Raw genomic sequence first — 20067 nt, forward strand, 5'->3', positions numbered from 1 at the left:
AGACTCGGGCCATTTACTTCCAAGATTGGAATATATCCACCCTGCCGCCGTCGAGCAAGGGGCTCCTCGCAAATTGTCCATTCATTGCGTTGAAACTATTCCCAAATGAGGCCGATCCTCGCGATTGAAAACCGTGAAGATTTGTTTCAGAGCCGTTGACATTAATTCCAAAACTGAAATATACTCTCGATCAAGCGTTCCAGCTCGGCGTACCGCATGTGGCGTTCCATCTCCCAGCCACCTCTCCCGCGGCGCCGGATCGCGAACCAGTTCACCGGTTCGCGATGACGAAATTCTCAGAGTCAGGTCGTTGATTCATGGCGATTTTCCTTTCTCTGTCGTCGGGGACATATCATGAAGACCCACGCTCGCAGTGGTTCGAGGCGCGGATTCACGCTCATTGAGTTACTGGTCGTGATCGCGATCATTGCCGTGCTGATTGCTCTCTTGCTGCCGGCGGTGCAGCAGGCGCGCGAGGCGGCCCGACGCAGCCAATGCGTCAACAATTTGAAGCAGATCGGCCTGGCGCTCATGAATTACGAGAGCACCAACGGCGGCTTTCCGCCTCCCAAGATCTTCTCGGGGTCGGGCATCGGCAACAACGGCGGGATCAATGGGGTCCTGAACACCACGGGGTTCACCATGATCCTGAGCTTCCTGGAGCAGACCACCCTCTCCAGCGCCTACAACTTCAGCCAAGCGTCGAGCAGTTCGGTCAACGGCCCCAACAACAACGTGATTGGCAACCCGATTGTTAACTCGACCGTCGTCTCCGCGCTTGTCTCCGTCTATGCTTGCCCCTCCGACCAACCTCCCGACATCCAGAACGAAGCGGGCAACGGGCCTTACGCCCGCACCCAGGCGCGGCGGAGCAACTACTTCTTCTGCTCCACGCTCTGGATGGAGTATTACGGCCCTTACGCCTGGGGAGGGTCACTGCCCGACTACGTCCAGTCGACCCGAGGTGCATTTATCACGGACATGTCGACGAAGTTGAGCGAGATCAGCGACGGCCTGAGCAATACGGCCATGGTCGGGGAGTCTCCCCAAATCCATCTGGCCTCGGTCTGGGGCCCTTACTGGGGGTCGGGAGTGCACACGTCCACCAACGGGAACGTCTATCCGCCGCCCCCGCTCATCACGTCGATCGCCGCCAGTCTCGGCCTGGGGCCGGAGTGGCGCGACTACACGACGACCTTGCCCAACGCGTTCCCCAATAGCACTCAGTGCGGCGGCCCATGCGGCAATAACAAACTCCCGTATGCCAATATCATGGGCAGCAAGCATCCCGGCGGCCTCAACCTGGTTTTCGCCGACGGCAGCGTCCATTTCATCAAGAACAGCATTAGCGGCAATACGTGGTGGGCGCTCAACACGATTCACGGCGGTGAAATCCTCAGCGCTGATTCTTATTAACTTTCCGGAATACAGCGGTTTACCGACGAGTTACGTCTGTTCCGCCTTGTCGTGGAGTGGCCCACACACGCATCAGCAGCATGACGACATTTTCTAGCCCCGGAGGGGCGACCGTTTCTAGCCCAGGGTGCAAGCCCTGGGGAATTTCTCGAGGCCATGCTCCACTCTCCCCGCCCCGGCTGGCGGGCCATTGGCCCGCCAGCCGGGGCGGGGAGAGTGGAGGAACAATAATGATGTTCTTGTTTAAATTACATCCAGGGGCTTGCGCCCCTGGCTATTGACGGCCGCCCCTTCGGGGCTCCAAGAATAATAATGATGTTCTTGTTTAAATTACATCCAGGGGCTTGCGCCCCTGGCTATTGACGGCCGCCCCTTCGGGGCTCCAAGAATAATGATGATATTCTTGTTTAAATTACATCCAGGGGCTTGCGCCCCTGGCTATTGACGGTCGCCCCTTCAGGGCTTCCAGAAATCGGTCGATCCGGAACGGCCTTACATTGGCCTGATTCCCGACAGGTCGAAGGCGAGATGCCCGCGACCCAAGCCCAAGTGCCATCCAACGGCAAACCGCTGTAGCTTGAAATTCTGATTCGGCGGAGCACTCCGGATCCGCCGAATCCTCGGTCGTCTGGTTCACGCCAAAGCCACATCGATTTGAGGAGAACTCTGACGATGGCCCGCCCCGCTTCAACCATCGCCCTGGCAACCGCACTCCTGGCCGGATGCGGCACGGGAGACGAGACCGACTCCTACAGGCTTGTCCAGGTCAGCGGCCATGTGACCCTGGACGGCAAGCCGCTTGAGGGAGCGAAGGTGCTTTTCACTCCCAGCGAAGCGAACAAACCGAACACTCCGGGCGTCGACGTCACGGGACAAGAAGGCAATTACAAATTGATGTACCGTGGCCGGTCGGGGGTTGCTCCCGGAACCTATCAGGTCTTCGTGGCAAAGACGGTCGATCCGGCCGCCCTGAAAATCCCCGAGGAGTACAAAGACGATCCGGTGCTGGCCGCAATGGCAAAGCAAGAGGCCCTGATTAGCCAAAAAGCAAAAAATGGCGGCCGAGCGACCGCATCATTTAATGTCAGCAGCTCGTTCGACCGAGAGGTGTCCAGCAAGGGTGAGGTCTTCGACTTCGACATCAAAGCGACCGGCAAGAAAAAGTAAGCCTGGCCACCCCCCAACCGCCGTTGCTGGAATCATTGACGAGCCGAGACGGCTGAGAAACTGTTGAAAGGTAACAGCGGAGGACGCATGCAGCCTGAGACCAATGACGCAAAACGCATGGATTGGATTCGGAATACCCTCCACGTCGCGGCCGTCTGCGACATTCTCGATGACCTCGGGTATCGGCGCCAGGCGATGCACCAGCGGCTCCGGCCGCTCGATCCCGACAACGCCGTCATCGTCGGCCGCGCCCGGACTTTTCGCTGGATGGAGACCGACTACGTGGTCGAGGACGACCCGTATGGTCTCGAGATCGACGCGATGGATTCGCTCAAGCCGGGGGACGTCGTCGTCCATTCGACCGACCCCGGTGGCACGAACGCCCCCTGGGGCGAGTTGATGAGCACCCTGGCCAAGCGCCAAGGGGTCGCCGGTTGCATCTGCGACAGCCTGATCCGCGACTGCCGGCAGATCATCGCCATGAAGTTCCCTGTCTTCCATGCCGGGATCCGGCCCGTCGACAGCAAAGGGCGCGGCCGGGTGATGGCCTACGACGTCCCCGTACGGTGCGGCGACGTGCTCATCAATCCTGGGGAGCTCGTCTTCGCCGACTTCGACGGCGTCGTCGTCATCCCGCGCCCGATCGAAGACGAGGTGATCAGGCTGGCGGCCGACAAGATCGGCAAGGAGAATGAGTCGCGTCGCGAGCTGCTCAACGGGCGCAGCCTGCGTGAGGTCTTCGACGAGTTCGGGGTCCTCTGACCTTCAAATCAAAGACGCGACGCGGGGAGTGAGTTTGCCGATGAAGGTGATCAAGAACGGCGGGCACCGACTCTTCGAGAACGATCAGGAGACCGCGAAAGTCGTCTCCGAGATGCTGATCGACCTCGAGCGCGGCGGTATGGACTCGGTCCGTAAGTACAGTCAGCGATTCGACGACTGGAACCCGGATCAGTTCGAGCTAGACGATCGCGAAGTCGAGTCGATCCTCGCGAAATTGCCCAAGCCATTGATTGAAGACACCGACTATTGCCAAGGGAACGTCCGCAAGTTCGCCCAGGCGCAGCTCGCGACGCTGCTCCCGCTCGAGGTCGAGATCCGGCCGGGCGTGATCCTGGGACACCGGCACATCCCGGTCAACTCGGTGGGGAGCTACATCCCGGGGGGGCGCTACCCGATGTTCGGCTCCGCCCAGATGAGCATCATCCCGGCGAAGGTCGCGGGGGTCAAAACGGTGGTCGCGTGCACGCCCCCGGTCAAAGGGGAGGGATACTATCCCGCAACGATCAACGCCATGAAAAAGGCGGGGGCGGATCGGATCTTCATTCTTGGAGGTGTTCCCGCCCTGGCGATGATGGCGTTCGGCCTCGGCGGGGTCGAACCGGTGGACATGCTCGTCGGCGCAGGGAACCGATTCGTCGCCGAGGCGAAGCGGCAATTATTCGGCCGTTGCGGGATCGACCTGCTCGCCGGCCCGACCGAGATCGCGATCATCGCCGATGACGCGGCCGACCCGGCCCTGGTCGCCTGCGACCTCCTGGGTCAAGCCGAGCACGACCCCAACAGCGGCATCTACTTGATCTGCATGAGCGAAGACTTCGCCCAGAAGACCATCGCCGAGGTTGAGAAGCAGCTCGCCGTCCTGCCGACCCGCGAGATCGCCGCCCTCTCCTGGCGTGACAACGGGATCGTCACCGTGGCCGACAGCCCGGCCGAAGCGGTCGCCCTGAGCGACGACTACGCCCCCGAACACCTCGAGCTTCACCTGGAAGATCCCACGTACGCGCTCGCGAATCTCTCCAACTACGGCTCCTTGTTCATCGGCGAAGAGACGACCGTCGCCTACGGCGACAAGTCGATCGGCACCAACCACATCCTGCCCACAAGCCGGGCCGCGCGCTACACCGGCGGGGTCTGGGTCGGCAAGTTCCTCAAAACCTGCACGTATCAGCGGATGACCCCCGAGGCAAGCCGCGAGGTGGGGGCCGTGACCGAGCGCCAGTGCGAGATCGAGCGAATGCTCGCCCACGCCATCACGGCGAGGGTCCGTGTCGATCGCTACTCCACTGTCGAGTAAGAGTCTGTCCTAAGAAGGCGAATCCTATCGGTGTTTTTCGATAATCTTTCGGGTGCCACGGGTTCCGTACTCGGACCCCGTGCGGGAATTCCTTGGCCGGGGCGCACGGGGTCCGAGTACGGAACCCGTGGCACCCCAGCGTCCTTCTTTTCCCGGTGAAGCCTGACCTTCTGAGACAGACACTAACACCAGCTCCCCCCAAACGAAGCCGCGCAACACAGCTCAAGTGGCCGGTCAGACACTCATGCGGTATAATAGAGCGCTGAACTGTTTTGCGCGGCGAGGATCTTCGTCGAGTGGGTCAATCCCCACCATTTGAGAAAGACGGGGATGAGATCAGAGTCGCCGGGACTCGAAGATCGAGACCGGCGATTGTTGAAGGGCGGTCCAACGCGGGTAAGAGAGGGGAAGGACCCCCCTAAACTTAGTTTTTCCAGCCACTTGCGCTTCGACACCTCTCCCAAGAGCCTCCCCCACGCAACTGGCCACGGCAGACTCGATCGATCGCAACAGCCGATCCGATTCCCCGGTCTCGTCGAATAAGTTCGCTCCGAAATACGAATGATACTGGTGAACCGCGGCGGGGCGCCTCCCTGCACGGCCGAAGATAGAGGACTTTCACGATGTCTCTCTCCCGCAAACGTCACAGACCAACGATGCCCTCGCTGGCATTCGTTGTAATTTCGCTCGTGGCGGCATTAGCCCCCCTCTCATCCGCGCATGCGGGCAAACTTTCCTGGCTCGACGAGGTCGTCCAGGAGGTCGTGCTCGAAGCGAAGGCCGGTGGTCGGGTCGCCGCGGGGACCGAAGCGACCGCGACCCGGAGCGTGGGGCGTCTGTTCGCCCACGAGGCCGACGAGGGACTCGAGATCGTGGCCCGGCGGTACGACGACCTCGCCCGGGTCGGCCGGCGGGTTGACCAACCCTCCGAAGCCTTACTCCGCACCAAGTTCACCCGGCTCCTGCCGCACGACCCCGAGGCCGCCCGCACCTTCTCCGCACTCGCCCCGGCCGAGAAGCGACTGGTGGTCGAGATGGGTGAGACCGCCCAACGGCTCGCCCGCCGTTACCCCGACCAGGCCGAAACGATGATCCGCCGCCTCGGCACCGAGGGCCTCTCCGCTGTCCGCGTCTATGGGGACGACGTCGCCGAAGTGCTCGTCAAGGAGGGGCCGGAGAGCCTGGGCGTCCTTCGGAAAACCGGCCGGGGCGGATGGACCTTCTTCACCGACACGGTCCTGCCCCACAAGAAAAAGCTCCTCGCGGCAGGAATCCTGGGTGCCTTCCTCGCCGACCCTGATAAGTTCGTCGACTACACCGGCCGCGCCACCGAGTTCGCCGTCCGCGAGTTCGCCAAGGCGGGCGTCCAGCTCGCCAGCGCCGTGGGAGGTGGAGCGGCCCGAGGCCTCGAGTCGTCACTCGGCCAGGCACTCGCCACCTATGGCCTCGACGCCCCCCTGCTCCGCCAGTTCGGTATGGCGGTCGCCGGCCTGGTCGTCGTCCTGGCCGTGATGGTGATCCTCGGTCTGCCGATCCGCTGGCTATTCCGTCCCTTGACCTGGCCGATCCGCTTCGTGCTGAATCGGACGCGGTCCGCAAAAACGGCGTGAGTGTCCGCCCGAGAGAAAAAGGTGAAGGAGCCCCGCCCAATGATCGCCGACATCGTCGCTGAAGATACCAGTGAACGCGACGTCCTTCCTGTCGTCGTCAAAGGTCTCTCGTTGCGCGAGGAACTCGTCTCCCAGATCCTCAAAGAGTCAAAAGAGGCTTGCCCATCGATTCGCTTCGGCATGTACGTCGACCCCGAACAAATCCAGATTGCCGAATACGAGCCCGACGGCGAACCGAAGATGGTTTGCCGATTGAACACCGTGGAAACGCTCCGTCACTACGACCGTGAGTTCGGGACGAAACGCATCTATCAAGGCTACCTCGTGGCTTTGGTTGAGACCTGGCTCCGCGATCTCGCCTTCCGCTGGAAACCGGATCCCCCCCCCGCCGTCAAACAATTGACGACCATCGGTCTCGCGCAAATCCTTGAAGGGGGAATGACCCGAAGAGAGGCGGCTCTTGAAGCGAACGCTCTACGTTGAGACAAAGTGAGACATCGTCTGTCTGTGTAAATCTTGGCTGGCGGAGCGAGCGGCGAACGGATTAGAGGGTAAGGGAACCATGGCGAACCGTCGCAAGACTCATCTTGATGCCCTGGAACGTCGGCTGACCGGTCCGAAGCGGATCGGCTTGTTCGGCCACCGGAACGTGGGCAAGACGACGCTCTTGGCGATGTTTTATCGCCAGGCCTCGACCGGGCAGGTGCCGGGCTTGCGGATGGCGGCGGCCAACCCGGCGAGCGCGGAGTATCTGGCCGAGAAGATCGGCCAGATCGAGTCGGGCGAACCGCCGGCGGGAACCTTGGCCGAAACCGAGCTGCGGTTGCACCTCTACCAGGGGGCGGCCCGGTTCGACCTGATCGTCAAGGACTACCAAGGGGAGCACGTCACGCTCGGCTCCGACGAGCCGATCCAGGCTTTTTTTGCCGACTGCGACGCCGTCCTGCTCTGCCTCGACCCTGACGGACCAGCCAGCCCTGCCGAGCGGCGACGAAGGCAGCAGGAGATCGAGAACCTACTGGAGCGGTACATCGACCGCTCCGAGGACGGGACCACAGGGCGCCCGGTCGCCCTCTTGCTCACCAAATTCGACCGGGTCCTGGCGAGCGTCCAGGGGGGACAAGGGGAACCACACGGTCCGGGCTCGAGCGACGACCCCACGACCTGGGGGGTCGAGCGACTCGTCGAGGCGCGATACGGGATGACCCGGCATGCCCTGGCGCAGCACGCGCCTGGGGGGGCGATCTTCGCGGTCAGCTCTTACGGCCGAGGTGCCGAAGGGGGAAGGCCGCCGGCCGAGCTTCATCCGCTCGGTCTCGAGCGTCCCCTCGGCTGGCTCGCCGAGCAGCTTGAAGCCGTCGACCGCGAGCAGCTCGAATGGCTCTGGGACCTCGTCCCCGACGACCTGCCTCGGCTCGCCCGGTGCGTGGACGCCTTCGGCCGGCGCTATCCCAAATCGAGCAGCGCGGCCGGGTTCCGGGCCCGGCTCAAAACGCTCCGCCGCCGCTGGTTCCGCCGGCTCGCCTTGCGGGCGACGGCCGCTGCGGCGATCGGGGCCATCGCCCTGGCCGGGTACGATGCGTTCGGATTCCGCAACGCCCTGGCCTTCGAACGCAGTCAGCCCGCGCCTGCGGTGGCCCGCCGCTGGACCGAGCTCCTCGCCTGGCACCCGACGCTCCCCTGGATCTGGCCCGCCCTGGATCGCCGGGCCCGGCTCAAAGAGGCCGAGTGGACCGTCAAGGCGGCCGAGGTCCAGGTCGCGCTCGGCACCGACGGCCCCGAGCTTCGCGACACGTTGGCCAGCGTCAAGGAGCGAGCCCCGCAGCTTGTTTCGGCCATCCGCAAGGTGGAGGACGCCCAGGACCAGGTCCGGCACAACCGGCTCTGGAATGAGGTCAGGGCCGAAGCGCTCGCGCCGGGGGACGAACTGGAGAAGCCCCTGACCGCGCTCCGCACCTTCCTTCGCGACTTCGCCGATACCCCCCACCGCGAGGAAGCCCTTGCCCTGGCCGACGCCCTCAAGGCGCGCATGACCGCGCGGGAATCGGCGGCCGACCGCCATTTCGTCGACGAGCTGGCCCGAGCCGAAACCCTTCCCAACGCCGACTTCCACGACCTGATCGACCGCGCCCGCCAGTTCCTGGCCGACCACCCCCGGAGCGAGTGGCGGAACGAGGTCGAGCGCCGCCTGGACGGCTACGTGGCCCGGCTCGATGACCGCGACATCGAGCGGGCCCGGCAATATTCCCAACAGTACCCAACCAACTTCGCGACGCGAATCGAGCGCTACCAGGATTACCTCAAAGCGCATCAGGCCGGCGGCCGGTACATCAGTGAGGCAACCGAAGCGCGCGACCGGGTCCTCCGCGAGTGGGACACCTACACCTACCGCCAGGCCTATGACCACCTGCTCGCCCACCCGGACGACGTGGCCGAGGTCGCCCGCCGGCTCCGCAACTACCTGCGCGACCATCGCGAGGGGCGCTACGCGACCGACGCGCGCCAGTACCTCGCCTGGTGGGACAAGGTCTCGGTCCCGGGCGAATACCGCGTCACCCTGCGCCGAGGCGAGGTCGAGCCGGACGTCGGCAAATATCTCGGCGGCGGCCCCGACCTCGGGGTCGTCATCGAGGTCGCCGGCGTCACCTACGGCCCCTCGCCGGTCGTCCGCAACAGCCACCGGCCGATCTGGGACTACACCTTCTCTCGTCCGATCCGCTGGAAGCTGGGAGACCCGGTCACCGTCCGGATCATCGACTACGACTGGTCCGACTCGATCGTCTTCACACTCAACAGCCGCAAGGGAGACCCCCTCGCGATCCGCAACCTTTCGGGCCCCCTCAAGCCGGCCAAGGGGGGCAAAACCAGCCTCGTCTTCGCCTCGAACTTCCAGATGCCCCGATTGAGCAAGCCCGATTAGAGCGGTTTCCGCCTCGACTGCGCTCTTGCAGGGCAGATTTCTTCCTGATCCATAAGAATCAATATCCCCATTTCCTGCTTGTGTTGAGAGCGAGCCGACAATCGCGAATCTGATGGCCAGACCCGTTGAAATCCGTTACGAGCAGGCGGTCTACGGGAGCTTTCCGTTCTGGGACCGTGGCTATTCCATCCTGGCGCACTCGCCGGGCTGCCGGCCCGAGTGGCTGGTTGGCCTCCGCGCGGCCTGCCAGCAATTCGGCGAGCGCCCTGCCGGGGCAGCCGAAGCCTCGGCCTTGTTCGCACTCAAGCTCGAAGCCGGCCCCTGGCTGATCGTGGGCGTCAGCCCCCAGGGGGAAGACGACCGTGGCCGACCGGGCGCTCTGGCATTCCACGCCCTCTTCCTCGACCCGCGCGACTATCGCCAGGCGGGCGGGAATCCGTTCGATTTCGCCCCCCTCCTGAGGAAGGACTGGACCGCCGAGACCGAGACGCTCCCCACCGGCGTCTGGGCGGTGGAACCGGCTGAACCTTCGCTGCCACCGGTGGGCAACCAGGCCGAGTCGATCGCCGCGACCCTGGGACGGGGTAGGCGAGTGGCGATCCAGGCCAACGCCCCGATTGACGCGCTGGCCCGGCAGGTCTGGAGCCTGCTGCCACTCTCGATCCGCGGCCGCGCCTCGGTGGCCACCTGGGCGTTCGGCAACGGCAATCACTTCGACCTCGTCGCCCTGCCCCGCCTGGCCGGGATCGAGTTCGACGGTTCCTACGTCGACCTGCCCCAGGTCGACGCCAGCCCAGGCAGGCCAACGCTCGAGCCAACCGTGCCTCGAACCGGGCGTTGGTGGAAAACCGTTCTCCAACGCGCGATGCCGATCCTCGGGCTGTCCGCCCTTCTGCTGGGCGCGGCGCTGGGAATCGTCCTCCGCCCGGGCAACGACAAGCCCCCTCCCGCTCTTCTCCCGGAGAAGATCGCCACCTCGCTCGACCGTCCCCATCCGGACGCTTCGGCCTATCCATCCGAAATCGCGGACGCTGAGGAGAAGCGTCGAGTGACTGAGGGGTTGGTCAACCTGATCGAGCCGTTCGGCCTGAGGATCGCCGGAGATCTCGCCCAGGAAGATCCGGCCGCCTTGATGATGACACTGGCCACTCGCTTGCGTTATCGAGGCCCTTGGCTGACGGCGGCCGAATTGGCCGAGCTCGAGGACGAGGCCGGTCTGGGTTCGAGCCGCGATCGAAGCCTGGCACGGGAGTGGCACGCGCGGGTGCGCCGGTTCGCACCGGATCGCGTGTTGCCGGCAAATTTCCCGGCCGGACCGCTCCGTTGGCAGCTCGACACCCTCGCCTGGTCGTTCCACCTCGACGACGAGCCCGCCGATCGCCGCCGCTCTCCGGCCGAGATCCCCCACGCCCTGGCCCACGCGCTGGCCTTGGATGTCTCGCTCCGCGAGACGCCCCTGGTCGCGAGTCACCCCGCGCTGGCCGCTTATCGCAAATTCCTCGGTCGACTCCCGAGACGCTGACCGAAATCCGGAGGTTGACCAGCGCAACGACCCGATCTGGCCTGGTGCGGCCCCCCGAGGTTCCGACTACAATACAACGGTATGGCGACCATGACCCGACTCCCGCGATCGACACGACTTCTCTGGCTGATTCCCCTGCTCGCCCTGGCGGGTTGCAGCGGTGGCGAAGCCGTCACAAAGCAGTCGATTGCCAAGGCGCGAAAGGTCTGGGCGCGGGCTCAAATCGACGATTACGACCTCGACTGGACCAGCTCGGGAACAAATAACGCCTACTACCGCGTCACCGTACGCAATGGACGAGTCCGGAGTCTCGAGCAGGTGCTCCCCGAGGGCCGAACCGTCGAACTCCATCCCGGGAAGCCCGAGTATTTTGGGGTCGACGGCCTCTTCCTGACGATGGCCGAGGAGCTTGCCCAACTCGGAACCGACCGGCCGTTCGGGCAGGCGAAAGGATCCAAGGCTGTGCTCCTGTTTACCCCTGACCCCAAGTACGGTTACCCCCAGAGCTATCGCCGAGACATCGTCGGCGCAACGCTGCCGGTCGCAATCGACGTCGTCCGCTTTGTCCCGAATCCGCCGCGAACCAAGCCCTCTCTCTAATCGAAGTCTCATCAAACCCCAGGGGGCCAAGCCCGATCAGTCGGCCTCTCGCTCCCTCGGAGAACTCTCTGTCCCGTGCAAAATACTCAGGATCAGGATCGCCAGTGGAGCCGCCACGCGGCGAAGTATGACGAATTGTTTCTCGATGCGCTCGACCCGTCGGTCGAGAACCCGATCTGGGCCGCCCTGGACGCAGTGCCCAAGCCCCAGTCACGGACGATCGCAGATCTCGGTTGTGGGACCGGCCCGCTCTTACCCCGGTTGGTCGGCCGGTTCGGCCGAGTGGTTGCGCTCGACTTCGCCCCCGCCATGATCGCCCGAGCGCGAACTCGGGTTGAAGGCCATGCCGACGCCGACTCGGTGACGTTCGAGACCCGGGCGATGCACGACCTCGACGACTTCGCCGGGCAGTTTGACGTGGTGGTCGCGATCAACTCGCTGGTCATGCCCGACGTCCGGGAGATCGACCGAACCCTCCGCGCCATCCGCGCCAGCCTCCGGCCGGGCGGCCAGTTCCTCGGCGTACTCCCGTCGATGGACGCGATCCATTATCATACCATGTTGCTGATGGATCAGGCTCTCGACCGCGGTCTCGAGATCGAAGAGGCCGAGCGATCCGCCGCGTTCCACGCTGAGCACCAGTATTACGAGTTCGCCTTCGGCCGGTTCCAGTTCCTCGGCCTACGGCAGAAGTTCTGGCAGCCGTTCGAGATCCGGCATCGCATGGCCAAGGCGGGATTTGCGTCGGTCGAGCTCGGCCAGGTCCTTTACCCGTGGGACGAAAGCATGGCTGGCGGCGCGGATTTTGCCGATCACCCCAGAAGCTGGGATTGGTCGTTCGTGGCTCGTCCCTAGCGAAGCCGTTGGTCTCGTTTTTCTTTGATTGATCTGATGGGCGACCGCGGTGATACAATCGCTGTTGGGTGCCACGGGTTGTACTCAACCCGTGAACGATAGCCCCGGTTTTTGGCTCACGGGTTGGATACAACCCGTGGCACCCAGGGCTTGCACATGATTCAATGCAAAGAAAAACCAGGTCCAGGTGCTTAGTCGCCTTGAACCCGAACCGCTTCACCGCAAAGGAGGCCTGATGGCCCCCCAAGCCCCCCGCGAGCAGGAACAATCGATCAAGGCGCGAAAGCGCGAGATCTTTGAAGAAGAACAGGATTTCGGCCCCCGGAAACCGTTCGCCGACTACCTTGCGATGACCGAGGCCACCCCCCTGACGAGCCCCCAAAAGGCCATGCTCTGGGGGATTGGCGCGCTGGTGGTGCTCCTCCTGGTGGCCGCCTTGCTAACCATGCCTGCCCCGAGCAGTGGGCCTCACCACGCCGCCAACCCCCAGGGCGCGGCGGCTCCGACGGCAGGGCGTTGAACTGAGCACCTGGTTCAAGTCAGGCGCGCCGCTTGGATCGCGACTTGACCGGCTCGGCCGTCGTGGCGGTCGGTCCCGCGTTGCCGACATCGGGGAGCGTGCGGCTCCAGTTCTCGACCGACATCCGGATGTGGCGTGACATCGCCCGGACCGAGGCCTTGCGATCCTCGGCCAGAAGCGCCTCGACGATCGCCAGGTGCTCGTGAGCCTCGGCTTCAAACCGGCCCGAGCTAAAGCGCGACTCGTCACGCGCGTAAGTCACGTCGCGGAAGGCGCGGAAGAGGATTTTCAACCGCCCCAGCTCGTGGGCCAAGAAGCCGTTGCGACACGACGAGGCGATCAGGTCGTGCAACCGGCTGTCGACGGCCCCCGCCTCGTCGAGGAAGCCAGGGCCCGGCGACTTCGCCTTGACCAGCAGATCCTTGAGAGCGGCGGCAAGGGCCCGCAGGTCGGCGGGAGCGATCCAGCCACAGGCGCTTCGCGTGGCCTCGCATTCCAGAACCCGGCGGACCTGGCAGATCTCCCCCACTTCCTCCATCGTGACCCGGCGGATCACCGCCCCCCGGTTGGGGAGCAGGTCGACGATGCCAATTCCCTCGAGTGCGACCAGGGCCTCGCGTATCGGCGTGGGGCTGACCCCAAAGCGATCGGCCAGTTCCTGAGTGACCAGGTGCTGCCCTGCGCGGAGCCGCCCCTGAAACACCTCAACCAATAACGACTGCACGATCACCCGGCGTCGCAGGCCGTGATCGCACTTCAACGACTTGTTCCCATCGGGTGTCGACATGAGTCTAAGCAACAACCGGGTCTGAAGGAAAACGAGGAGCCACGCCCTCTTATCATACCCTAAGGGCGACCGAAGATGACGCCACGAACTCGCGGCCGATCAATCAAGATTCATCAGGCCTTCGGTTCCAATCAAAAAAAAAGAGGGGAGAACCTCAGCATAACACGTCCTCGAAGACGGCCACCAGACAATATCCTGTAGAATCGGCGAGTGCTCTATAGAATTATGAATTCGCCCCCGATACGATCGGCGTGTTAGAGGATGTGAGATTGGGTGATGTCTTCAGAGTGAGTCGCCCTCCCGTCTTAATCAAGGCACCATCCTCGAAACGTCATTTTCCAGGAATCATAACGATGTTTCGATTTACCAAGCCCATTGGTTGGTCGTTGCTCGTCCTCAGCCTGAGCACAGGCTGGGGTTGCGGGGGAACGAGCGGCAATGAGGATGAATTCGCGAAGTATCCCGGCACCACACCTCCCGGCACCCAGGCTAATTCCGAAGAGGCGCAACCGCCGGCGCAACCCGTATCCCGCAAGGCCCCGTAGTCCGTTCCTCCGGCAGTCCATGATTCAGCCCTGGATTCATATTCGCTGAAAAAGTCCTTCCCCTCTCCCCGAACCAACGGAGGTAGGTCATCATGCAAGTCGTCCGACGCGGCTTCACACTGATCGAATTGTTGGTCGTCATCGCGATTATCGCCGTCCTAATCGCCCTGCTCCTTCCTGCCGTCCAGGCCGCGAGGGAAGCAGCCCGCCGTTCCCAGTGCGTCAATAACCTCAAGCAACTGGGTCTGGCCATCATGAATTATGAAAGCTCCACCGGTGGTCTGCCCCCCTCGGGGTCGACGACCGTGGCCGGCGCCATCCAGAACCACTCCTTGCTCGCCCGAATCCTTCCCTACCTCGAGCAGCAAAACCTCTACAATATGGTCAACTACTCGTTTGGCATGCCGACCAGCGACCCTCCCGGCGCCCAATCGGGCGATCCGAGCTACACGAACGTGACCCTCTTGCACGTCGAGATCAGTGCCTTTCTCTGCCCTTCCGATCCCAACAGTCCCAGTTCGGCCTTCAACTCGCACAGCTACGGTGAAAACACCGGCAACTGCCCCAGCTTTGCGGGAGGCGCCTTCGACGGCCCGGCCTACATGCTGGGAACCAGCAAGCTCGCTGTCTGCCCCGGCGGCGCCAACGCCGACAACACGCTGGTGCGCCCGGTGGGACTCAGCAGCGTCACCGACGGCCTGAGCAACACCGCGATCTTCTCCGAGATCGTCAAGGGAAAAGGCGTCACGCCGGTCGACGACGGGTTGCACGTGACCTACAGGGGAGGAGCCACAACCCCCTGTACCTACACGAACGATCAAGACCTGGGCAGGGACTGCCAGACCAAGGCGACCATACGGGTGGACGGCTCCAAGGGGATGCAGTGGGCGCGTTACTACATGGCCCGAGGGGGCGGCTACACACACGTCATGACGCCGAACCAGCGGTCATGCGTCTACTCGAGCGTCGCGAACTTCCCCAACCTGATCAGCGCCAGCTCCTACCACCCGGGAGGGGTCAACGTGACGATGCTCGACGGCTCGGTCAAGTTCATCAAGAGCAGCGTCAGCTACCAAGCCTGGCACGCCATCGGCTCGAAAGCAGGCGGTGAGATCATCTCCGCCGACGCGCTCTGATCGATCGAAGAGGCGCGAACCGGCTCGCGGTTCGCGCCCCCGCTTCAACGCGAGTTCGCATCGAACGCGAGTCTTGTCGGCGGTGGAAGGCATCCCCCCGACAAGACCTCCACGCTCACCCGCTCAACAGGAATCAGAACTTGGTGAGCGCCAATTTGTCGTCATCATAGACCTCAAGGAGCCGGTCGAGTTGACTGGCCCGCAGGACGTCGCGAAGCATGGGGTTCAGCCCGCAGATCCTGAGGTGTCCCTTGGTCTTGGCAAGCCGTTTGTGCAACTTCATCACCTGGGCGAGCATCGAACTGGAGACGAATCGAACTCCCTCGAAGGTGAGCAGCACCTTGGTGCATTCCCACTTCTCAACCAGCTCGAGGAGTTCCTCACCGACCGTCTCGATGACGTCTTCCGCTTGCAGGTAGTGAGTCGTAATGCTGATGACCGCTACGCCGTTGACAAACGTGAGTTGGAGGTGCTCGGTGGTATCTTGGGGCATGGGAGCGGCTCCGGTCGGGTCAAACCCTCAGGAACGAGATACGGCCGTTGCTCGACCGTAACTCTATCCGAGCCCGACACGCTGATCCAGCTCATTTCCAGACGTCCGCAATTCCAAAATCCACTTGTTTACCAAAAACGCCAACGATTCAAGAATCCATTCTCATAAATCCAACGATTTGTCAGCCCGTTTTGATTTTCACAGGATCCCCGCTCGAGAGGGCTTCGAGGCGATCGGGTGCGAGGGGCAGAGCCCACATTTTCACCGTATCGTCGTTGCCGCCGGAGATCAGCGTCATCCCATCGGGGGACATCGCCATGGCTTTAACCCCTCCTTTGTGACCGCGAAGGGTGAACCGAGGGAGAATTTCGGTGGGGGAGATGCTCCAGAAGGCGATCGACCCCTCCAGCCCCGAGGAAGCCAGACCAAGGCCGTCGGGCAGAAATCGCACCGATGTCACCCTGCCCTGCGGGCTCGTCCAGGTTCGCGATCGGCCGGTCGCGAGCTCATACACGGTGATGCACCCCATCCCCCCCATGGCCAGCGTGCGGCCATCGCGTGTGAAGGCCAGGGATGAGAGCGCACCGGAGTCCACCTGAAGCCGTTGGCGAATCCGACCCGTGTCGAGATCCCAGAGGATGGCCCCATCCTCGATCCCAGCCGAGGCCAGGCTTCGGCCATCGGGTGCGAAGGCCAGGTTCGCGACAAGCCCAACGTGCCCCCGAAGTGTGCGGGTCAGCTGGCCCGAGTCGAGGTTCCAGATCTGGATCAATCCGTTGTCCCCCCCCACCGCCACAGAGGCCCCATCGGGGGAAAACGTCACATCCCTGACCGCCCCAAAGGACTTGGCGAGCGTGGCCAACGTCTCCCCGGTGACGGGGTCCAGGACCTTGACGCCATCGGCCAACCCCCCCACCACCAGCCTCGAGCCGTCCGGAGAGAAGGCGACGCTCGAAAAGCCCGCCACGGTCCGCGTGACCACCCGGCGCGAGCGTCTCGAAGCCAGGTCCCAAATCATGACCGCCCCGTCGCGACTGGCCGAGGCCACCGTCCGCCCGTCGGGTGCATAAGCCACCCCCTCGACCGGCGACTCATGAACCCCCAACTCATCGCGATTGCTCTCCTCCTCCGATCCCGCCTGGCTCGAGAGCGAAACGCCGACGACCAAGATGGCGAGAATCGCCATTAAAATGCACAACTCCGGCGAGAGGAAACCCCTCGGCAGGAACCGGCCAAGCGAACTCCCCCCGCACGTTCCTCGACCCCGTACGGATCCCGCCGGAGCGTCGGTCCTTGGATTCATGGCCGCCACCTCAATCGCGCAATAAAGAAAGAAGGGAATGAAATCAGGCCGCCGTCCATGCCGGCCGCGTGCGGTGGGGTGGAAGCACCGTTTTGCTGATACCTTCCACCAGGGGGGAACTCGCCAACCGCCCGAAAAACCCAGCGCGCAATCTGAGAAACTTCGAGACGATCCTGAAAATCGTCCCCACTCCAGGCCATCCCCTTCTCTCCAGCCGGCCGCAAACATCACAAAGACGAACTGTAATGATCCAAAGCGATTCATCCGGTAAGTCCCCGCGGATTGCGGTTTCCTTGCCGGACGACCCACGGGACGAAGCTGGAATCGGCGGCTGCCGCCACAAACGGAACAAGGGCCAAGGAGCCAGGTGGAATCACCGGCTCCTTGACCCTCTTGCTGATCTCAGACCAGGCAGATGGCGATGTCGGTTGTGATGAAAGGAGGGCCACCGACCCGTCAGGGCGGTTGTTCTCCTCAAGTGGCGAGGAGCACAAGGATCAGGAATCAGAACGCGTCGGCCGAGATGATTTCGCCCCCGTTCCGTGATCCCAAAGCCCAGAATGCGTTGAGGTTCGTGCTGTCCTTGAGGAACCGGACCGAGCCGTCCCCCAACACGATGTTGGCTCCGCCGGGGTGGCGGCTGGCAAGACCGTAGGCGCCCGGGGAATTCTGCGTGCCTGGCTTGTCGGTCATGCAGACGGGGTACTTTGAATTCGGCGGCAAGACGGTATTGCCGATGCTATAGGCCGGCAGGTTGAACGCCCAAGCCTGACCGAGCTGGACGCTTCCGGCGTTCCGGTTCGCGGACCCCGGCGCCGCCTGGTCTCGGCAACTCTGAAGCCAGGTGAAAAGGCTGTTGTTGGCATTGGCCAGGGGAAGACTCATCGTCGCCGTGTTGCGAGTCACTCCGGCCGGAAACGAAGTCATCCAGATGATGTCCGAGGGGATCGAGAGAACACTTGTGTTGCCGCTGCCGATGATCCACTCACCAAAGGCAATCGTGTTGCTCGTGCCGTCCGTGATATCACTGAAGCCGAACACCCCGCCATACTTGAAGACACCATTGGGCGGCCCCCCGGTCTGCCGCCCATCGTGCTCCAGCGTTGACCCGGTCGAGGTAAAATAGTTGGTCCCCGGAGCGCGAAAGCTCTGGCCCAAAATCCGATTCACGTTATAGCTTGGCGGCGTGTCGGACGGGCAGAGGAACACGCTCAGCCGCTTATCGGTCGCCGTTGAGTTGGCTGCATTGCCGTAGCTGTCCACCGAGTTGAAGCAGCCGTAGCTAAAGTTCATCGCGTTGAAGATGGCTCCCTGCTCGATGAACTGGAGCAGCCGTGCCTGGGCGCTGTAGCTGGCATTGTGCAGGATGACGGAGGTCGTCGCTGACCAAACCGGAAGCCCGGCCGGCGGGAAGCAGCCATAAGTGCTTTCGTAATTATGAAGGGCGAGGCCGACCTGCTTCAGGTTATTAGAGCACTGCATCCGCCGCGCCGCCTCGCGGGCCGCCTGCACGGCCGGCAACAGTAGACCGATCAGAACCGCAATGATGGCGATGACCACCAACAGTTCAATCAGAGTGAACCCCCTCCGCCCACGCGAGACCAAGCAGCGGGAGGCCCTGATTCGCGGCGAAACCAGGTCGGAAGACTCAATAACCGACTCGGGCTGAACCTTCTGATGCAACAACGGCATGCGCGACTCCAATCGCTTCGCACGCCTCTGGTTGAACCAGTCAGCACCACGAAAGAGAAAAAGGGGGGAAGATCAGCGTGCCTCTCGTGGATCGAGTCAGCCTTTTTCACGATCGAGATCATGCGCAAGCGGCGAGCCGATGGACCGGTCTCACCAGGCATAACTCGCGACGCAGCCGACATTCTTTTGTCAGCATATTCGCATTCACAATCCCAAATCGTGACGCCAGCAACATTTTTTCAGCAGATCCGCATCTTGCCTGCGGACGCCACCATTATTTCTCGATGGCTCTCCAGGTCAAGCCTATTGTCCATTTTATCGATCGTTTTTGTCGGGTTTAAAAATATCAGGGGAATGACTCGGCGGATTGAACGGCCAAGGCAGCGAACCTTCCGTGACGCAACCTGGCGCATTCTCTAGGGTCCGGCGCCGCGATTGACTACAATTGATTCTGCAAGCCTTGATCTGAAGCACCAATCGCATCGGAACGGGAATCCGATCCGAAGGGGCCGGCACGATCGAATCGCGAGTCGCAACGAGCCCCCTGTGTTATTGAGAGAGGTCGGGACCGAGGAGGTGAAGTCCAAATGCGACCGCAAGACCTCGTGGGCCTGAACGTTCTCGTGGGCCTGACGTATCTTGGTGCCGAAGGGCGAGTCTTCCGGCAAGAGCAGTTCTACGGTCAGATCGAAAAGACGGATGGCACCACCACCTGGGTCCTCCCTTCCGATGGCGGCGACCTGCGTTGGGTGCCGACGGACATGGCGGCATTCCGCCCCGCCCCCGGCGGCACCTATCGCCTGGAATCGACCGGGCAGGTCGTGACCGACCCGTGGCTCCTCACATCCTGGATGCTCACGGTCCTCCAGGACGAGGAGGGGGAGACGTATTACGAGGCCGAGCCGAACTTTGCCCCGCTGACGAATTCCCGAGTCCCCAGAGAGTGGTTGCTCACCTACCGTGTCGACGAGGAGCGGATCCGCCGAACAATCGAGGTTTTCGGAGATCAATTCATCGGCCGAAACCTTCTTCTGGGCATCACCTACGTCACGCAGAGCGGCTCGCTGCAACACCAGGAGCAGGTCGTCGGAACCATCATGGTGGTTGACTTCGACGAAGGAATCGTGGTCAGTTGCGACCCGGACGGCCGTCAGTTGGTCCTGCCCGGCGATCCTTCCTGGTTGGAGAAGGCGCCGCGAGCCGAGTTCAGGCTCCGCTCGACCGGACTGGTGGTGACGAATCCCGACTATATCGCCAAGCTGACCAAACGAGGCCCCTGAGCGGCGCGATCGACTGTGGGGGATTGCCACATCTTTTTTCTGAATGGGACGCCCCCCCATTCCTCGAAAAAACCCAGGCAATCGAATGAAGAATTGGGCCTGAACACCGAAGAACTTCGGAATGAAGCAAATCGAACCTCCCAC

At 62.8% G+C, this 20067-nt stretch carries 18 protein-coding genes; 14 read left to right on the forward strand and 4 right to left on the reverse strand.

Annotated elements, in window-relative coordinates:
* Positions 1-354: 354 nt before the first annotated feature.
* The 11 genes from SINAC_RS36120 to SINAC_RS36170 all read left to right on the forward strand — a co-directional run bounded on the left by SINAC_RS36120 (position 355) and on the right by SINAC_RS36170 (position 12687).
* Positions 355-1416, forward strand: coding sequence for a DUF1559 domain-containing protein (locus SINAC_RS36120; RefSeq protein ID WP_015250485.1), 1062 nt, complete (start codon positions 355-357; stop codon positions 1414-1416).
* Between the two features lie 672 nt (positions 1417-2088).
* Positions 2089-2583, forward strand: coding sequence for a carboxypeptidase-like regulatory domain-containing protein (locus tag SINAC_RS36125; protein WP_015250486.1), 495 nt, complete (start codon positions 2089-2091; stop codon positions 2581-2583).
* Positions 2584-2700: 117 nt separating this feature from the next.
* Positions 2701-3345, forward strand: coding sequence for an RraA family protein (locus SINAC_RS36130; RefSeq protein WP_237722726.1), 645 nt, complete (start codon positions 2701-2703; stop codon positions 3343-3345).
* Between the two features lie 40 nt (positions 3346-3385).
* Positions 3386-4660, forward strand: a complete 1275-nt coding sequence (gene hisD, locus SINAC_RS36135; RefSeq protein WP_015250488.1) for a histidinol dehydrogenase — start codon at positions 3386-3388, stop codon at positions 4658-4660.
* Between the two features lie 656 nt (positions 4661-5316).
* Positions 5317-6270: a hypothetical protein gene (locus SINAC_RS36140; protein ID WP_020465485.1), complete on the forward strand. Its 954-nt coding sequence runs from the start codon at positions 5317-5319 to the stop codon at positions 6268-6270.
* Positions 6271-6309: 39 nt separating this feature from the next.
* Positions 6310-6753: a hypothetical protein gene (locus tag SINAC_RS36145; RefSeq protein WP_015250490.1), complete on the forward strand. Its 444-nt coding sequence runs from the start codon at positions 6310-6312 to the stop codon at positions 6751-6753.
* 79 nt (positions 6754-6832) lie between these two features.
* The gene (locus SINAC_RS36150) at positions 6833-9190 is read left to right on the forward strand and encodes a TRAFAC clade GTPase domain-containing protein (protein WP_015250491.1); all 2358 of its coding nucleotides are present in this window, start codon (positions 6833-6835) and stop codon (positions 9188-9190) included.
* A 112-nt stretch (positions 9191-9302) separates the two neighbouring features.
* Positions 9303-10712, forward strand: a complete 1410-nt coding sequence (locus SINAC_RS36155; protein WP_015250492.1) for a hypothetical protein — start codon at positions 9303-9305, stop codon at positions 10710-10712.
* Between the two features lie 90 nt (positions 10713-10802).
* Positions 10803-11312 carry a DUF6174 domain-containing protein gene (locus SINAC_RS36160; protein WP_015250493.1) on the forward strand — a complete coding sequence of 170 codons (510 nt, stop codon included), beginning with the start codon at positions 10803-10805 and terminating at the stop codon, positions 11310-11312.
* A 75-nt stretch (positions 11313-11387) separates the two neighbouring features.
* Positions 11388-12167, forward strand: a complete 780-nt coding sequence (locus tag SINAC_RS36165) for a class I SAM-dependent DNA methyltransferase (protein WP_015250494.1) — start codon at positions 11388-11390, stop codon at positions 12165-12167.
* A 235-nt stretch (positions 12168-12402) separates the two neighbouring features.
* On the forward strand, positions 12403-12687 hold the full coding sequence (locus SINAC_RS36170; protein ID WP_015250495.1) for a hypothetical protein: 285 nt from the start codon (positions 12403-12405) through the stop codon (positions 12685-12687).
* A gap of 19 nt (positions 12688-12706) precedes the next feature.
* On the opposite strand, the gene SINAC_RS36175 is transcribed toward SINAC_RS36170, so the two are convergent.
* Positions 12707-13474, reverse strand: coding sequence for a GntR family transcriptional regulator (locus SINAC_RS36175; protein WP_015250496.1), 768 nt, complete (start codon positions 13472-13474; stop codon positions 12707-12709).
* 353 nt (positions 13475-13827) lie between these two features.
* Between SINAC_RS36175 and SINAC_RS36180 the strand changes: the two genes are divergently transcribed.
* On the forward strand, positions 13828-14019 hold the full coding sequence (locus SINAC_RS36180; protein WP_015250497.1) for a hypothetical protein: 192 nt from the start codon (positions 13828-13830) through the stop codon (positions 14017-14019).
* A 92-nt stretch (positions 14020-14111) separates the two neighbouring features.
* A complete protein-coding gene (locus SINAC_RS36185; RefSeq protein WP_015250498.1) occupies positions 14112-15155 on the forward strand; it encodes a DUF1559 domain-containing protein in 1044 nt (347 codons plus the stop codon).
* 133 nt (positions 15156-15288) lie between these two features.
* Here the strand turns inward: SINAC_RS36185 and SINAC_RS36190 are convergent, their stop codons facing one another.
* From SINAC_RS36190 to SINAC_RS36200, 3 genes are all read right to left on the reverse strand, one after another.
* Positions 15289-15648, reverse strand: a complete 360-nt coding sequence (locus tag SINAC_RS36190; protein WP_015250499.1) for an STAS domain-containing protein — start codon at positions 15646-15648, stop codon at positions 15289-15291.
* Positions 15649-15829: 181 nt separating this feature from the next.
* Positions 15830-16834, reverse strand: a complete 1005-nt coding sequence (locus SINAC_RS36195) for a WD40 repeat domain-containing protein (protein WP_020467694.1) — start codon at positions 16832-16834, stop codon at positions 15830-15832.
* Between the two features lie 621 nt (positions 16835-17455).
* On the reverse strand, positions 17456-18643 hold the full coding sequence (locus tag SINAC_RS36200) for a DUF1559 domain-containing protein (protein WP_015250501.1): 1188 nt from the start codon (positions 18641-18643) through the stop codon (positions 17456-17458).
* 587 nt (positions 18644-19230) lie between these two features.
* Here SINAC_RS36200 and SINAC_RS36205 point away from each other — a divergent pair.
* On the forward strand, positions 19231-19923 hold the full coding sequence (locus SINAC_RS36205) for a hypothetical protein (protein WP_015250502.1): 693 nt from the start codon (positions 19231-19233) through the stop codon (positions 19921-19923).
* Positions 19924-20067: the final 144 nt, after the last annotated feature.

The sequence above is a fragment of the Singulisphaera acidiphila DSM 18658 genome (genome assembly GCF_000242455.2).
GTDB classification, from domain to species: Bacteria; Planctomycetota; Planctomycetia; order Isosphaerales; family Isosphaeraceae; genus Singulisphaera; species Singulisphaera acidiphila.

Bases quoted from the DNA above. Each gene is read 5' to 3' on its own strand.
- SINAC_RS36120 (WP_015250485.1), top strand. From the start codon at position 355: ATGAAGACCCACGCTCGCAGTGGTTCGAGGCGCGGATTCACGCTCATT.
- SINAC_RS36125 (WP_015250486.1), top strand. From the start codon at position 2,089: ATGGCCCGCCCCGCTTCAACCATCGCCCTGGCAACCGCACTCCTGGCC.
- SINAC_RS36130 (WP_237722726.1), top strand. From the start codon at position 2,701: ATGGATTGGATTCGGAATACCCTCCACGTCGCGGCCGTCTGCGACATT.
- hisD (WP_015250488.1), top strand. From the start codon at position 3,386: ATGAAGGTGATCAAGAACGGCGGGCACCGACTCTTCGAGAACGATCAG.
- SINAC_RS36140 (WP_020465485.1), top strand. From the start codon at position 5,317: ATGCCCTCGCTGGCATTCGTTGTAATTTCGCTCGTGGCGGCATTAGCC.
- SINAC_RS36145 (WP_015250490.1), top strand. From the start codon at position 6,310: ATGATCGCCGACATCGTCGCTGAAGATACCAGTGAACGCGACGTCCTT.
- SINAC_RS36150 (WP_015250491.1), top strand. From the start codon at position 6,833: ATGGCGAACCGTCGCAAGACTCATCTTGATGCCCTGGAACGTCGGCTG.
- SINAC_RS36155 (WP_015250492.1), top strand. From the start codon at position 9,303: ATGGCCAGACCCGTTGAAATCCGTTACGAGCAGGCGGTCTACGGGAGC.
- SINAC_RS36160 (WP_015250493.1), top strand. From the start codon at position 10,803: ATGACCCGACTCCCGCGATCGACACGACTTCTCTGGCTGATTCCCCTG.
- SINAC_RS36170 (WP_015250495.1), top strand. From the start codon at position 12,403: ATGGCCCCCCAAGCCCCCCGCGAGCAGGAACAATCGATCAAGGCGCGA.
- SINAC_RS36175 (WP_015250496.1), bottom strand. From the start codon at position 13,474: ATGTCGACACCCGATGGGAACAAGTCGTTGAAGTGCGATCACGGCCTG.
- SINAC_RS36180 (WP_015250497.1), top strand. From the start codon at position 13,828: ATGTTTCGATTTACCAAGCCCATTGGTTGGTCGTTGCTCGTCCTCAGC.
- SINAC_RS36185 (WP_015250498.1), top strand. From the start codon at position 14,112: ATGCAAGTCGTCCGACGCGGCTTCACACTGATCGAATTGTTGGTCGTC.
- SINAC_RS36190 (WP_015250499.1), bottom strand. From the start codon at position 15,648: ATGCCCCAAGATACCACCGAGCACCTCCAACTCACGTTTGTCAACGGC.
- SINAC_RS36195 (WP_020467694.1), bottom strand. From the start codon at position 16,834: ATGGCGATTCTCGCCATCTTGGTCGTCGGCGTTTCGCTCTCGAGCCAG.
- SINAC_RS36200 (WP_015250501.1), bottom strand. From the start codon at position 18,643: ATGCCGTTGTTGCATCAGAAGGTTCAGCCCGAGTCGGTTATTGAGTCT.
- SINAC_RS36205 (WP_015250502.1), top strand. From the start codon at position 19,231: ATGCGACCGCAAGACCTCGTGGGCCTGAACGTTCTCGTGGGCCTGACG.